Origin of the sequence: Alkaliphilus peptidifermentans DSM 18978, assembly GCF_900101495.1 — a bacterium.
GTDB lineage: Bacteria > Bacillota > Clostridia > Peptostreptococcales > Natronincolaceae > Alkaliphilus_C > Alkaliphilus_C peptidifermentans.
The window spans coordinates 1-13,065 of the sequence record NZ_FMUS01000030.1; the positions used below are offsets into that span (position 1 = coordinate 1).

9 protein-coding genes, 10 tRNA genes and 2 rRNA genes are annotated in these 13,065 nt (G+C 36.8%); 19 read left to right on the forward strand and 2 right to left on the reverse strand.

The genetic code is table 11. The annotated features are described in order from the left end of the window. The 14 genes from BLP68_RS17690 to BLP68_RS17755 form a co-directional block, all read left to right on the forward strand. Window positions 1–233, forward strand: a 23S ribosomal RNA gene (locus BLP68_RS17690); the annotation flags it as partial. 210 nt (window positions 234–443) lie between these two features. Continuing rightward, a 5S ribosomal RNA gene (gene rrf, locus BLP68_RS17695) occupies window positions 444–560 on the forward strand. 5 nt (window positions 561–565) lie between these two features. Continuing rightward, window positions 566–640 (forward strand) — tRNA-Asn (locus tag BLP68_RS17700). 7 nt (window positions 641–647) lie between these two features. Further along, window positions 648–722: transfer RNA gene (locus tag BLP68_RS17705), tRNA-Glu, on the forward strand. A 14-nt stretch (window positions 723–736) separates the two neighbouring features. Beyond that, a tRNA-Val gene (locus BLP68_RS17710) sits at window positions 737–812 on the forward strand. 48 nt (window positions 813–860) lie between these two features. Beyond that, window positions 861–937: transfer RNA gene (locus BLP68_RS17715), tRNA-Asp, on the forward strand. A gap of 26 nt (window positions 938–963) precedes the next feature. Then, window positions 964–1,039, forward strand: a tRNA-Thr gene (locus tag BLP68_RS17720). A 9-nt stretch (window positions 1,040–1,048) separates the two neighbouring features. Next, window positions 1,049–1,133: transfer RNA gene (locus tag BLP68_RS17725), tRNA-Tyr, on the forward strand. Window positions 1,134–1,144: 11 nt separating this feature from the next. Further along, window positions 1,145–1,228: transfer RNA gene (locus BLP68_RS17730), tRNA-Leu, on the forward strand. Between the two features lie 8 nt (window positions 1,229–1,236). After that, window positions 1,237–1,311: transfer RNA gene (locus tag BLP68_RS17735), tRNA-Gly, on the forward strand. 11 nt (window positions 1,312–1,322) lie between these two features. Next, a tRNA-Lys gene (locus tag BLP68_RS17740) sits at window positions 1,323–1,398 on the forward strand. A gap of 9 nt (window positions 1,399–1,407) precedes the next feature. Further along, window positions 1,408–1,483: transfer RNA gene (locus tag BLP68_RS17745), tRNA-Phe, on the forward strand. Between the two features lie 181 nt (window positions 1,484–1,664). Then, a complete protein-coding gene (locus BLP68_RS17750; protein WP_091546500.1) occupies window positions 1,665–3,083 on the forward strand; it encodes an aspartate aminotransferase family protein in 1,419 nt (472 codons plus the stop codon). Between the two features lies 1 nt (window position 3,084). Next, window positions 3,085–4,173 (forward strand): polysaccharide biosynthesis protein, encoded by a 1,089-nt coding sequence (locus BLP68_RS17755; protein WP_091546503.1) that lies wholly within the window; start codon window positions 3,085–3,087, stop codon window positions 4,171–4,173. 51 nt (window positions 4,174–4,224) lie between these two features. Here the strand turns inward: BLP68_RS17755 and BLP68_RS17760 are convergent, their stop codons facing one another. Beyond that, entirely contained in the window at window positions 4,225–5,463 is a 1,239-nt protein-coding gene (locus BLP68_RS17760) for an argininosuccinate synthase (RefSeq protein WP_091546506.1), read from the reverse strand. 308 nt (window positions 5,464–5,771) lie between these two features. After that, the gene (locus BLP68_RS17765; RefSeq protein ID WP_176759095.1) at window positions 5,772–6,479 is read right to left on the reverse strand and encodes a BON domain-containing protein; all 708 of its coding nucleotides are present in this window, start codon (window positions 6,477–6,479) and stop codon (window positions 5,772–5,774) included. Between the two features lie 358 nt (window positions 6,480–6,837). Between BLP68_RS17765 and cdaA the strand changes: the two genes are divergently transcribed. From cdaA to ptb, 5 genes are all read left to right on the forward strand, one after another. After that, window positions 6,838–7,665 (forward strand): diadenylate cyclase CdaA, encoded by an 828-nt coding sequence (cdaA, locus tag BLP68_RS17770; RefSeq protein WP_091546512.1) that lies wholly within the window; start codon window positions 6,838–6,840, stop codon window positions 7,663–7,665. After that, entirely contained in the window at window positions 7,658–8,878 is a 1,221-nt protein-coding gene (locus BLP68_RS17775; RefSeq protein WP_091546515.1) for a CdaR family protein, read from the forward strand. The genes cdaA and BLP68_RS17775 overlap by 8 nt, the downstream gene beginning before the upstream one ends. A 57-nt stretch (window positions 8,879–8,935) precedes the next feature. Continuing rightward, window positions 8,936–10,663: a sigma-54 interaction domain-containing protein gene (locus BLP68_RS17780; protein WP_091546518.1), complete on the forward strand. Its 1,728-nt coding sequence runs from the start codon at window positions 8,936–8,938 to the stop codon at window positions 10,661–10,663. Between the two features lie 388 nt (window positions 10,664–11,051). Beyond that, the gene (gene buk, locus BLP68_RS17785) at window positions 11,052–12,140 is read left to right on the forward strand and encodes a butyrate kinase (RefSeq protein ID WP_091546520.1); all 1,089 of its coding nucleotides are present in this window, start codon (window positions 11,052–11,054) and stop codon (window positions 12,138–12,140) included. Continuing rightward, window positions 12,133–13,041 (forward strand): phosphate butyryltransferase, encoded by a 909-nt coding sequence (gene ptb / locus BLP68_RS17790; protein ID WP_176759096.1) that lies wholly within the window; start codon window positions 12,133–12,135, stop codon window positions 13,039–13,041. Before buk ends, ptb begins: the two co-directional genes overlap by 8 nt. Window positions 13,042–13,065: the final 24 nt, after the last annotated feature.

Here is a 13,065-nt window from a genome sequence, read left to right on the forward strand (position 1 = left end):
CGGGATGGACATACCACTGGTGTACCAGTTGTTCTGCCAAGAGCATCGCTGGGTAGCTATGTATGGCAGGGATAAGTGCTGAAGGCATCTAAGCACGAAGCCCCCCTCAAGATAAGATTTCCCATCTCGAAAGAGAGTAAGACCCCAGAAAGACTATCTGGTTGATAGGTCGGAGGTGTAAGTGCAGTAATGTACTAAGCTGACCGATACTAATAGGTCGAGGGCTTGACCAAAAAAAACAACAAAATATTTTCTTAGTATTTACCATTTGACATTGTGTAGTTTTGAGGGTATAATAATATTCTCGCTTAAAACACCTGAAAAAAAATGAGTAATTAATAATGAGTAATTAGTAATTAAAGAAGAAATTTGCACAGCAAATTTCAACAACAATTACACATTCAACATTAAACATTACCCATTCAATCTCATAGAGATTGTAATATCGTGACAATAGCGAAGGGGTCACACCTGTTCCCATCCCGAACACAGAAGTTAAGCCCTTCAGCGCTGATGGTACTTGGCGGGAAGCTGCCTGGGAGAGTAGGACGTTGCGATATGATGTTCCAGAGTAGCTCAATGGTGGAGCACCCGGCTGTTAACCGGTAGGTTGGAGGTTCGAGTCCTCTCTCTGGAGCCAAGGATTAGGCCCCTTGGTCAAGCGGTTAAGACACCGCCCTTTCACGGCGGTAACAGGGGTTCGATTCCCCTAGGGGTCACCATTTAATTTTTATTAGGGCGCATAGCTCAGCTGGGAGAGCACCTGCCTTACAAGCAGGGGGTCACAGGTTCGATCCCTGTTGTGCCCACCATTTGTTTTCAATTTTCAATTTTTCACTTTTAATTTTCAATTTAAGATTGGCCCGGTAGTTCAGTTGGTTAGAATGCCAGCCTGTCACGCTGGAGGTCGAGGGTTCGAGTCCCTTCCGGGTCGCCACTTTAATTTTAATTTTTAATTGATACGCTGGTGTAGCTCAATTGGCAGAGCAGCTGATTTGTAATCAGCAGGTTGCGGGTTCGAGTCCCATCACCAGCTCCAACCAAATCTGGAGGGGTTCCCGAGTGGCCAAAGGGGGCAGACTGTAAATCTGTTGTCGACGACTTCGAAGGTTCGAATCCTTCTCCCTCCACCAAACTAAATTTTGCGGGTGTGGCGGAATTGGCAGACGCACTAGACTTAGGATCTAGCGGTTTATCCGTGGGGGTTCAAGTCCCTCCACCCGCACCATTTAATTAGCGGAAGTGGCTCAGTGGTAGAGCATCGCCTTGCCAAGGCGAGGGTCGCGGGTTCGAGTCCCGTCTTCCGCTCCATTTATTTGTAGGACCCATTAGCTCAGTCGGTAGAGCACCTGACTTTTAATCAGGGTGTCCCGCGTTCGAGTCGCGGATGGGTCACCAACTTAACAAGCCCAGATAGCTCAGTCGGTAGAGCAGGAGACTGAAAATCTCCGTGTCGGTGGTTCGATTCCGCCTCTGGGCACCATTTAAAATCAGATGATAATATCATCTGATTTTTTTTTGGCTCTATGTCAATAGTTGGGGTGGGTATTCTCTTTTGATTACCTGCCCTGACTTTATTTAAGCATGAAATGCAATTGATCTTGCATAAATACTGTAAAATATGGAAATTATTATTGATATACTAACACAATAGGAGTGAGACCATGGGGACAGTAGCAGCTAGAAAAAATTTCAAACTAAAGGGTATTGAAGATGCTTTAGAAATGAGTGATAAAGAACTTGAAAGAAATTACAAAGAATTCATTAATCCATATTTTTTACAATTATTAAAGCTATTAAAACTTAATAAACGATTTAAGAAAGCCAAAGGAATAAAGCTGTGGGATACCAATGGAGAAGAATATTTTGATTTCTTAGGTGCTTACGGAGCTATCAATTTAGGCCACAACAATGAAGATGTAATAAGAAAAGTTAACATGATAAGGGAAACCCCAAATCTAATACAAACAGCTATACAACCATTGGCTGCAATCTTAGCAGAAAACCTAGCTATGATAACTCCGGGAGATCTGAAGTATACTTTTTTTTGTAACAGTGGTGCAGAAGCAGTAGAAGGAGCACTAAAGCTAGCTAAAATTGCAACAGGAAAGCATAGAATTATTTACTGTAAGGGGTCATTCCATGGAAAATCGTTGGGTGCTCTTTCTGTAACAGGGAGAGAAAAATACAAAAAGCACTATGGACCTATGGTGCCCATGAATACTGAGGTTGAATATGGAGATATAACAGAGCTCAGAAATGCTATTAATTATTATGATGATATTGCGGCGTTTATATTTGAGCCAATACAAGGAGAAGGTGGGATAATTACACCTCCCGAAGGATATTTAAAGGAAGCCAGTGAACTCTGTAGAGATAAGAAAATTATACTTATTGCGGATGAGGTTCAAACAGGGTTTGGTAGAACGGGTTACTGGTTCGCCTGTGAGAAGGAAAACATAGTGCCAGATATACTTTGTATGGCAAAATCATTAGGTGGAGGTATCATGCCTATGGGGGCCTACATTGCAAATAAACAGGTTTGGAAAAAAGGCTATGGATCATTGGATAAATGTCTTTTACATACATCGACCTTTGGCGGTAATGCATGGGGATGTGCAGCTGCAATTGCAACAATAGAAGTGATTCAGGAGGAAGAATTAGAACTTGCTGCAATGGAAAAGGGAGAGTATTTTATATCTCAGCTTAAGAGCCTTATGGAGAAGCATAATATACTTGTAGACGTGAGAGGACAGGGCTTGATGATAGGTCTTGAATTTCGAAACGCTAGTACCAGTAATAGACTTATTAATAATCTTTTAGGAAGTCATAACGAGATGCTAAATGAGTACTTTGGTGGAATGATAGCTTCCGAACTGGCAAATAAATATAGAATAATTACTGCATATACATTAAACAATCCTAATGTAATACGTGTTGAACCACCTTTAACCCTTACGTACTCTGAAATAGATTACTTTGTTGAATCTCTAGAGTCGGTTTTAAAAAATTTCAAAGGACTATCGGGTATGACAATTCAAACGGCAAAAAATCTTTTTGCAAAAATAGATAGGGAGGCTTAAAATGGATAAATTTGCATTTATTATACATCCAATAGAATTGAATGACATTTATCGTAAATATAAGTCATTAAAATTTTTACCAGATAAGTTTGTAGAAAAATTAGTGACAAAGATTAAGCCCTCTATAGTTTCAGAAATAACTAATATTAAAGGAAACTCATCAGTAGCAGAGGGAATGTTTATAGGTTTGCCACTTACTTCAAAACTAATTATGGAGCTACCAGAAGAAAAGGTTATTAAAAAAATTATAGAAGCTGGTAAAATAGCTGAAAGAACTGGAGCCAAGATTTTAGGGCTTGGAGCATTTACCTCTGTAGTTGGAGACGCAGGAATAACTGTTGCAAAAAACCTTGATATTTCAGTGACAACAGGAAATACATATACAGTTGCGGCTGCCTTCGATGCAACAAGGGAAGCTTTAAAGCTGTTGGGCAAGAAGCTTGAAGACTGTCATGTGGCAATAGTAGGGGCAACAGGTTCTGTAGGTAAAGTATGCGCTGAGCTTACCTGTCGAGAGGCATCAAAAATTACACTTGTGGCAAGAGATCCAGTGAAGCTTAAAGAAGTGCAGGATGGTTTAAATAAGAAATATCAAAATAAATCTATAGAAATAACCATAAGCGTAGAGGATGGTATAAAGGATGCAGATGCTGTCATTACAGTCACCAGTAGTACGAGTGATATAGTAAGACCAGAGTTTATAAAAACTGGAGCAGTGGTTTGTGATGTAGCAAGGCCACGAGATGTTTCAAAGGATGTCCAGGAAAAGAGAAGGGATGTACTAGTGATAGAAGGAGGAGTAATAGAAGTACCAGAGGGAACAAACTTTAATTTCAACTTTGGATTTCCTCCAGGGTTATCATATGCATGTATGGCAGAAACAATGATTCTAGCCCTTGAAGGTAAGTATGAAAACTATAGCCTTGGACGAGAGATAGAGATTAAGAAGGTAGATGAAATTAGAAGACTTGCCGATAAACATGGGTTTAGATTAGCTGGACTAAGAAGCTTTGAAAGGGTTATAGATGAAGAGTATATCCAAAGTGTAATGGCAGCAACAGAAAATAGAGGTTACTTAAGCCAAAATTAAGAAATAAAACCGTAGATTTCAAATCTACGGTTTTTGAGTTATTTAAAGTCCTTATATAACTTGTTTTTTAACATTGATTTCACTATTTTCCTTTAGCTTCATGATGGCACGAATGGTTAAAGGAAGAGTGAAGAGGTTAATGAATCCTTCAGCATCCTTCTGGTTATACACATCATCTTCACCGAAGGTAACAAAGGCTTCATTATATAATGAATATGGAGAAGCAGAAGCAACCGCTGAACATGAACCCTTATAGAGCTTTAGTTTAACAACCCCCGTTACATATTCTTGAGTACTGTCGACAAATCCATCTAAGGCTTCCTTTAAGGGTGTAAACCATAGTCCATCATACACAAGCTGAGCATATTTTTCAGATATGGTTTTTTTGAAGCTTAATGTAGATCTATCGAGGGTTAATTTTTCCAATGCTTTATGAGCTTCGAATAAAATTGTTCCACCTGGAGTTTCGTATACACCTCTGGATTTCATACCAACAAGTCTATTTTCAACTATATCTATAATTCCAACCCCATGAGAGCCTCCTATTTCGTTAAGCTTATAAATCATATCAACTGGATTATATTTAATACCATCTACAGCTACTGGTATGCCCTTTTCAAACTGTATTTCAACAAAGGCAGGCTTATCAGGGGCTTTCTCAGGTGCAACAGTCATTTTTAAAATCGATTGATCATGCTCATTCCAAGGTTCTTCAAGATTTCCACCTTCATGGCTTAAATGCCATATGTTTTGATCTCTGCTGTAAATATCCTTTTTAGTTACAGGAATTGGTATGTTGTTTTGTAATGCATAATCAATACAGTCTTCACGAGATTTTAAGTTCCAGATTCTCCATGGAGCAATTACTTTAATAAGAGGATTCAAAGCTTTTATTGTGGCTTCGAAACGAACCTGATCATTGCCTTTGCCAGTTGCTCCGTGGGAAATAGCAACAGCTCCTTCTTTTTCTGCTATTTCAACCAATTTCTTAGCAATTAGGGGACGAGCGAAAGAGGTACCTAGTAAGTAATCATCTTCATATATGGCACTTGCTTTTAATGTAGGGTAAATATAATCAGTAACAAATTCTTCCTTAACATCGACAACATAGGCCTTTATTGCTCCAGTAGAAAGAGCCTTCTTCTTAACTGCTGAAAGATCCTCGCCTTGACCAACATCTACACAAACAGCAATTACATCATAATCATATGTGTTTTCTAACCACTTTAATATTACAGAAGTATCTAGCCCACCAGAATATGCTAATACAACCTTTTCTTTTTTATTCATAGTAATCCCTCCATAGTTTTCATTCTTATAAATATAATTATAAAAAAAAATGAATAAATATGCAAGTATTATTTTTAAAAATACAAAAAAAATTATAGCTATTGAAATAAAGCATAAATAGTATGCAAAGATAGTATAGTATGTACTTGTAGGTTATAAAGGAAAACTGCATTATTTGTGGTTTTATATAATGTTAGAAAGGAAAAAGAGAATACTAAGAGAATGTATATTGTTACATATGAATAAGAAAACGAAAGTATAAATATTGAAAGGAAAAAGGAAGGAAGCCTAAAGGCTCCCTTTCAGATTTACTTATTATCTCTAACCTTAATATGATTAATCACCTTCTTTACTCCTTCAATACCCATAGTGATTTCCTTTGCCAATTCAACCTCCTGTTGATTGTCTAAATAGCCAAACAGAGATACAACACCTCCTGAAACCTCCCTATGGACATCTCTAAAACTTAGATTAGTCTGACTTAATTCCTGTATAATTTTATCGCTTATGGCAGTATCAGTAAACTCACCAGAGGAGGCAATACTTAAGTTGTTTACTACGTCCTTAACACCTCGATTTTCTGCAGCAGCTTTCATTGCTAAATCTACTTCCTTTAATGTATTAACACTACCAATTAAACTAACTACACCGTCATTAACCTTAATACCAACTCCCTTTACCGAATCCTTCTCCTGATGTAAAAGCTTATCTGTGACTTCTTTTTCAATATGCTTATCTGTGATGTTGCTATCCATAGCGATAGTAATTTTATTTTCAATGCTTTTTACTCCATCAATTTGCTTAATAATTGACTCAGCTGTCTTTTTTTCTGCATAAAGGTCAACAATACCAGATAGATGCACATGTCCATTTCTACAAAATAAATTAATATCCATTGCGCTGGCCTGCATTTCTTCATGCAGTCTATTCTTTATTTCACCTGCTAAATTATGATCTGGTTGTGATAACTCCTCTGAAGGTATATGATTTGCAAAGTGCTTATTTTTTTTACTCATACAGGTCTTCCTTTCCATTGAATTTACAATTAGTTTATCTCAAATTAAAATAAATATGTTTTATAAGGGAATAAATATGTATAAGGAAGACTAGTTTTACGTGAATATTGACTATTACTACTTGAATGAGTATAATCAGATTTGTAGGAAAAATTTAACAACATTGATTTATTAATATTAAATAATATTATTTTTGTATGACAGTCCTTAAATAGATGTAGTACAATAGAATTAAGCAAAAACCATATAAAATAGTATTAGATACCTACTAATATTTAGTTTGAGAAAAAGGGTTTTATCACTTTTTTATTGAAATCATAAAGAATAATTTATTCTACAAGATAAGAGGTGTATTTGAATGCAGCAGTTTATGGAATTGATTAGAAATATAGGAGTTAGAGATATTGCAGATATGGCAATTGTTGCATTTGTCTTCTATAAATTATATATGCTCATAAGAGAGACTAGAGCTGAGCAATTAATTAAGGGCATATTGGTGCTTTTAATTGCAACTCAAATTAGTGACTGGCTGCAGCTGCATGTAATAAATTGGATTTTAAGAAATACAATGACAGTTGGACTAATTGCCCTACTAATTGTTTTTCAACCGGAGTTGAGAAGGGCATTGGAGTACATAGGTAGAACTAAATTTTTAACTAAATCGATAGTAGATATACAGGATGAAGAAATTAGAATGACAGTAGATGAAATTATAGAGGCTGCTGGGTCATTATCTAGGCAAAAGATAGGTGCATTGGTGGTAATAGAAAGAGAAACAGGCCTTAATGAAGTTGTTGAAACCGGGACAGCAATTAACGGGAAAATTTCTAGAGGTCTTTTGATTAATATTTTTATGCCTAATACACCACTGCATGACGGAGCGGTAGTTGTTAGAAAAACAGAAATAATGGCAGCAGGCTGCCTATTACCTTTAACTGACAACCAAAATTTAAGCAAAGAACTAGGGACAAGACATAGGGCAGCCATCGGGATAACAGAAAGATCTGACTCTATAGTTGTAATAGTATCCGAAGAAACAGGGGCTATTTCTATGGCAGAAAAGGGAAATTTGAAACGGTTTCTTGATATAGATTCATTAAAGGCATTGTTAATGGATGCATTTAAGTCAGACGAAAACAGACAATGGCAATTCCTGAAGTTGAAATGGAGGCAGAAGGATGAATAAGTTTTTTACCAAAAATGTTATGGCTAAAGTACTCTCAATCTTGTTTGCCTTAGTTATGTGGATTTATGTAATGAGTGAAATTAATCCAGAAATCACCACCAGCTATACTAATATATCTGTTCAGCTTGTGGGAATTGAAGATATAAGACAGCAGGGTCTTGTTATTATGGGAGAAGCTACACCAACAGTTAATATTAGAGTAAGGGGAAGAAGGGACGAAATCAGTAAAATTACACAGGGAGATTTGCGTCCAGTTGCAGACGTAAGGGGCTACGGTGCTGGTATTAATAGTGTTCCAGTTGAAATAAATACCCAAGCTAATGTAGCATTAGATCACTCACCTAAGTTTATCAGAATTGAGCTTGAAGAAATTGTTCGCCAGCAGAAGGAAGTAACATTAGTTGTTGAGGGTAGCCCTAGGACAGGCTATATTTTTGGAAAGCCAGATTACAAGCCAACATCAGTTTGGATTGAAGGTCCAGAGAGCCGTGTTAGTATGGTTAATCAAATTGTGACAAAGCTTGACGCTGATGATGCATTCCAAGACATTACGGCTAGTCTTCCTTTAAAAGCCCTTAATAGTAGAGGGGTTGAAGTAATAGATGTTAATATTCAAACTCCTTATATTGATACATTCTTGCAAATAGACCGGTTAAGAACAATTAAGATAGAACCCAATGTAGAAGCAACAGTAGCTGATGGATATCAGATTACTGGAATTGAAGTTTTTCCTGAGCATATTGCCATACGAGGAGAAGAAAATATCGTAAATTCAATAGTAATACTTGAAACAGAAATATTACAGTTGGATAACTTAACGGAATCCATTGAAATAAATCTGCCAATTATAATACCTGAAGGGGCTTCACCGTTGGATGAATCAGAAGTAACTGTAAATATTACAGTTGAAAATGTAATAGAAGAAACCTATACAATACCTACTGATAATATTACCTTCAACAACTTAACTAATGGATTAAAGGTTGACCGGGAAAGTATTCCAGCAACCTTCGAAGTTAAGGTGACTGCAACAGAAGGAATTATTGAAGTATTAGAGGCAAAAAATTTCAACCTTTTGGTGGACTTAGAAGATTTAGAGGTCGGAACTCATACAGTAGAACCAGAGGTTAGTCTCCTTAGACCATTTTTAGACAGAATTAGTAGCATGGAACTAGTACCACCTACCTTCTCAATTAAAATAATTGAAGAATAGAATGTTAATTCAACACTATATAAGAGCAGTAACAACTAAATAAATAGAGGTGAAAGTGTGAAAAAGGAACTGGATGTGATATTAAGCAGTACTCATGATGCTATGATAGCTGTTGATATTGAAGAAAAAATAACTCTTTTCAACCGTGCTGCAGAAAGAATCACAGGTTTAAGAAAAGCAGATGTTTTAGGACAGCCTGTTAAAGAGTATATTACAAGCACAAGACTTCCATTTATTTTAAAAACTGGTGAATCGGAGCTAAATCAAAAGCAAACTATAAACAATACAGAAATTATTACTAGTAGAATGCCAGTCAAGGATGAACAAGGAAATGTAATAGGTGCTGTAGCAGTATTTAGAGACATTAGCGAAATAATTGATCTAACCCATGAAATATATAAGCTAAAGGAATTTCAAAGTCTATTGGAGGCAATATTTAACTCCACCCAGGATGCTATAACTGTATGTGATGAAAAGGGTATACATGTTCTTATAAACCCTGCCTACACAAGATTAACAGGCTTAGATCAAAACAGAATTATTGGAAAAGATGCTGCAGCAGATATATATGAGGGAAATAGTATACACATGCAGGTGTTAAAGACTAAAAAACCTGTAAAAAGTGCTAGGCTTAAGGTGGGTCCCCATGGCCGAGAAGTAGTCGCAGATGCTGCTCCCATCATTGTTGATGGAGAGTTAAAGGGAAGTGTTGGAGTTCTCCACGATTTGACTGAGATTAAAAAGTTAAATAGAGAATTAATGCAGGCAAAGCAGATTATTAGAAAGCTAGAAGCACGATATACCTTTGAAGATATCATTGCTATGGATGAAGGTATGACATCAGCTTTGGAAAAAGCAAAGCAAGCAGCGGTTACACCTGCCACTGTCCTTCTAAGGGGAGAAAGTGGTACTGGAAAAGAACTATTTGCCCATGCTATCCACAATCTATCCAATAGAAAGTATAGCCAATTTGTTAGAGTAAATTGTGCAGCCATAAGTGAAAGCTTATTGGAAAGTGAACTTTTTGGATATGAAGAGGGAGCCTTTACTGGAGCCAGAAAGGGTGGGAAAATTGGATTGTTTGAAGAGGCCCATGGAGGAACAATTTTTCTGGATGAAATTGGTGAAATCCCAATAAGCACTCAGGCAAAGCTACTACGAGTGTTGCAGGAAAAAGAAATAGTTAGGGTAGGCGGTACAAATCCTATAAATATAGATGTACGTGTTATAGCTGCTACAAATATCTACCTAGAAAAGGCAATAGAATTAGGAACATTTAGAGAGGATTTGTATTATCGATTAAATGTTATCCCGATTTTAATTCCTCCCCTACGAAGAAGGAAAAAAGAAATATACCCTTTAGTTATTCATATAATAGAAAAATACAACCAAGAATATGGAAGGAATGTAGAGGACATTTCTAATGAAGCCTTAAATAAATTGATGACATATGATTGGCCTGGTAATGTAAGGGAGCTACAAAACTACATTAGTAGAGCAATAGTAAATATGAAATATAATGAAACTATAATAACTGTCGATCGCTTACCAAAGTTTTTCGATAACGATAAGTTACTATTAAAGGAAACTGAAGAAAAAAGGATAGTAAGCAAGAAAGCAAAGGGGCTAAAGGAAGCATTGGAGGAATACGAGGAGGAAATAATTAAACAAAGATTAGCGGCCAACAACGGGAATAGAACAGCAACTGCTAAAGATTTGAATGTTTCCGTAAGAAATCTATATTATAAAATAGAAAAATTTAAAATAGAAGATGAAGAATCATGAAAAAAATTGCACACTACTGTGCAATTTTTTTCATGCAAATTATTTCACAACCTATTGTGAATAATAAGAAAAACACCTAACCCCAAGGCTTTATAAAAAAAAATAAAGTTGGCATGGCACTTGCTTAATATAATAATGGAAATAATACAGTATGAATATTGTAAAAGATACAAAAAATAGTTTCTAGTATCTCATCGCAATTAAAACTTGGGTTATTCCCTGAGGAAAATTTTCATAGAGTAAGGCGGAGGAATGAGGAATACCGTTAACGTATTCCGATTGACGACAACGATGCTATATGGAAATTTAACCAGGGAAAGCCTATGAATTTAATTGCGATGCGGTACTAGTACATAGAAAGTATTTTAAAAAAAGTAGGGGTGATTCAATGAGAAGATATGTCTTAACGATTAATCCAGGCTCAACGTCAACAAAGGTTGCGTTATTCAATGGCGAGGAAAACGTTTTACAAACTAATCTTAGTCATTCACCACAGGAGCTGGAAAAGTATCAGAAAATCACAGATCAATATGGTTATAGAAAGGATATTATCCTTGAGTGGCTAAAGGAAAACAATATTCAACTGAATGAGCTTATAGCAGTTGTTGGAAGAGGTGGGCTATTGAGGCCTATGCCGGGAGGTACCTATGAAGTAAGTGAGCCAATGATAAAGGACTTAAATATAGGATACCAAGGTGAGCATGCTTCCAACCTAGGCGGTATTATTGCTAAGGCCATAGCTGATATTGAAGGAATTGAAGCCTATATTGTAGATCCTGTAGCTGTAGACGAGTTTGAAGATGTGGCAAGAATTTCAGGGATGCCAGAAATTGAAAGAAGATCCTTGGGACATGCTTTAAATATTAAGGCAGTAGGACATAGGGTGGCAGCAGAGTTTAATAAGAAGTTTGAAGAAGTAAATTTTGTTATTGCCCATTTAGGTGGTGGAATTTCAGTTGCCCCAGTTAGAAATGGGAGAATCATTGACTATAACAATGCAAATGAAATGGGACCATTTTCTCCAGAAAGAGTTGGAGGCCTGCCAGTAGGTGATGTGGCAAAGCTTTGTTTTTCAGGAGAGTATACTGCGACTGAGCTAAAAGCCAAAATGAGGGGAAAAGGTGGACTTACAGCTTACCTTGGAACCAATGATGCTAGGGAAGTAGAAAAGATGGTTGATGCTGGTGACAAGAAAGCTACTCAAATATATGATGCAATGGCATATCAAATAGCAAAGGAAATTGGAGCTATGGCAACTGTTCTTCAGGGCAAAGTAGATGCAGTTGTTTTAACCGGTGGACTGGCCTATTCAAAGAATCTTACAGCCTATATAGAAGAACGAATTGGATTCATCGCACCATTTAGAGTTCATCCTGGTGAAGATGAAATGAAGGCATTAAATGAAGGGGCTCAAAGGGTTATTAAGGGCTTAGAGAAGGCTAAAATCTATGAAAATGAGGTGGAGATAAATGATTAGAAGCTTTCAAGATGTAATGAAAATAGCAAAGGAGAGGGGACCAAAGGTTATCTCTGTTGCATGCGCTCAAGATATTGAAGTGCTTATGGCGGTGGATGCTGCTAAAAAAGAAGGTATAGCAGATGCCATACTGGTTGGAAACAAAGAAGAAATAGAAGCATTAGCTAAGCAGGAAAATATAGATATTGCTAAATTTCAATTAATAGATATAAAGGACCCAGCAGAAGCTTCTTTAAAAGCTGTTGAATTGGTTTCTACCGGTAAGGCCCATATGGTAATGAAGGGAATGGTAGACACCTCGGTTATACTTAAGGCTGTTTTGAATGCTGAGGTTGGCTTAAGAACAGGAAATGTATTGAGTCACGTTGCAGTTTTCGATGTCCCTGGCTATGATAGATTATTTATCGTAACAGATGCTGCAATGAATATAGCTCCTGACCTTCCAACGAAAAAGCAAATTATTGAGAATGCAGTAGAGGTTGCCTATGCATTAGATATAGAAGTACCAAAGGTAGGAGTTATTTGTGCAAAAGAAAAGGCTAACCCTAAAATGCCAGACACAATGGATGCACAAGCCCTAGCTGAAATGAATGAAAAGGGTGAGATAAAAGGATGTATTGTTGGAGGCCCATTTGCCCTGGATAACGCAGTATCGGTGGAGGCAGCTAAACACAAGGGTATTAATCATCCAGTTGCAGGCTATGCAGATATACTTATGGCGCCAGATATTGAGGCTGGAAATGTTCTTTACAAATCAATGGTTTATTTTGCAAATGCTAAAAATGCTGGAGTAATTGTAGGAGCTAAGGCACCTGTTGTTTTAACTTCAAGAGCTGATAGTGAAGAAGCTAAGCTATACTCAATTGCTTTAGGAGTATTATGTGCAGCAAAGATGTTTTAATTAAATACAGTGAGGTGAAATAAT

Bases quoted from the DNA above. Each gene is read 5' to 3' on its own strand.
- BLP68_RS17750 (WP_091546500.1), top strand. From the start codon at position 1,665: ATGGGGACAGTAGCAGCTAGAAAAAATTTCAAACTAAAGGGTATTGAA.
- BLP68_RS17755 (WP_091546503.1), top strand. From the start codon at position 3,085: ATGGATAAATTTGCATTTATTATACATCCAATAGAATTGAATGACATT.
- BLP68_RS17760 (WP_091546506.1), bottom strand. From the start codon at position 5,463: ATGAATAAAAAAGAAAAGGTTGTATTAGCATATTCTGGTGGGCTAGAT.
- BLP68_RS17765 (WP_176759095.1), bottom strand. From the start codon at position 6,479: ATGAGTAAAAAAAATAAGCACTTTGCAAATCATATACCTTCAGAGGAG.
- cdaA (WP_091546512.1), top strand. From the start codon at position 6,838: ATGCAGCAGTTTATGGAATTGATTAGAAATATAGGAGTTAGAGATATT.
- BLP68_RS17775 (WP_091546515.1), top strand. From the start codon at position 7,658: ATGAATAAGTTTTTTACCAAAAATGTTATGGCTAAAGTACTCTCAATC.
- buk (WP_091546520.1), top strand. From the start codon at position 11,052: ATGAGAAGATATGTCTTAACGATTAATCCAGGCTCAACGTCAACAAAG.
- ptb (WP_176759096.1), top strand. From the start codon at position 12,133: ATGATTAGAAGCTTTCAAGATGTAATGAAAATAGCAAAGGAGAGGGGA.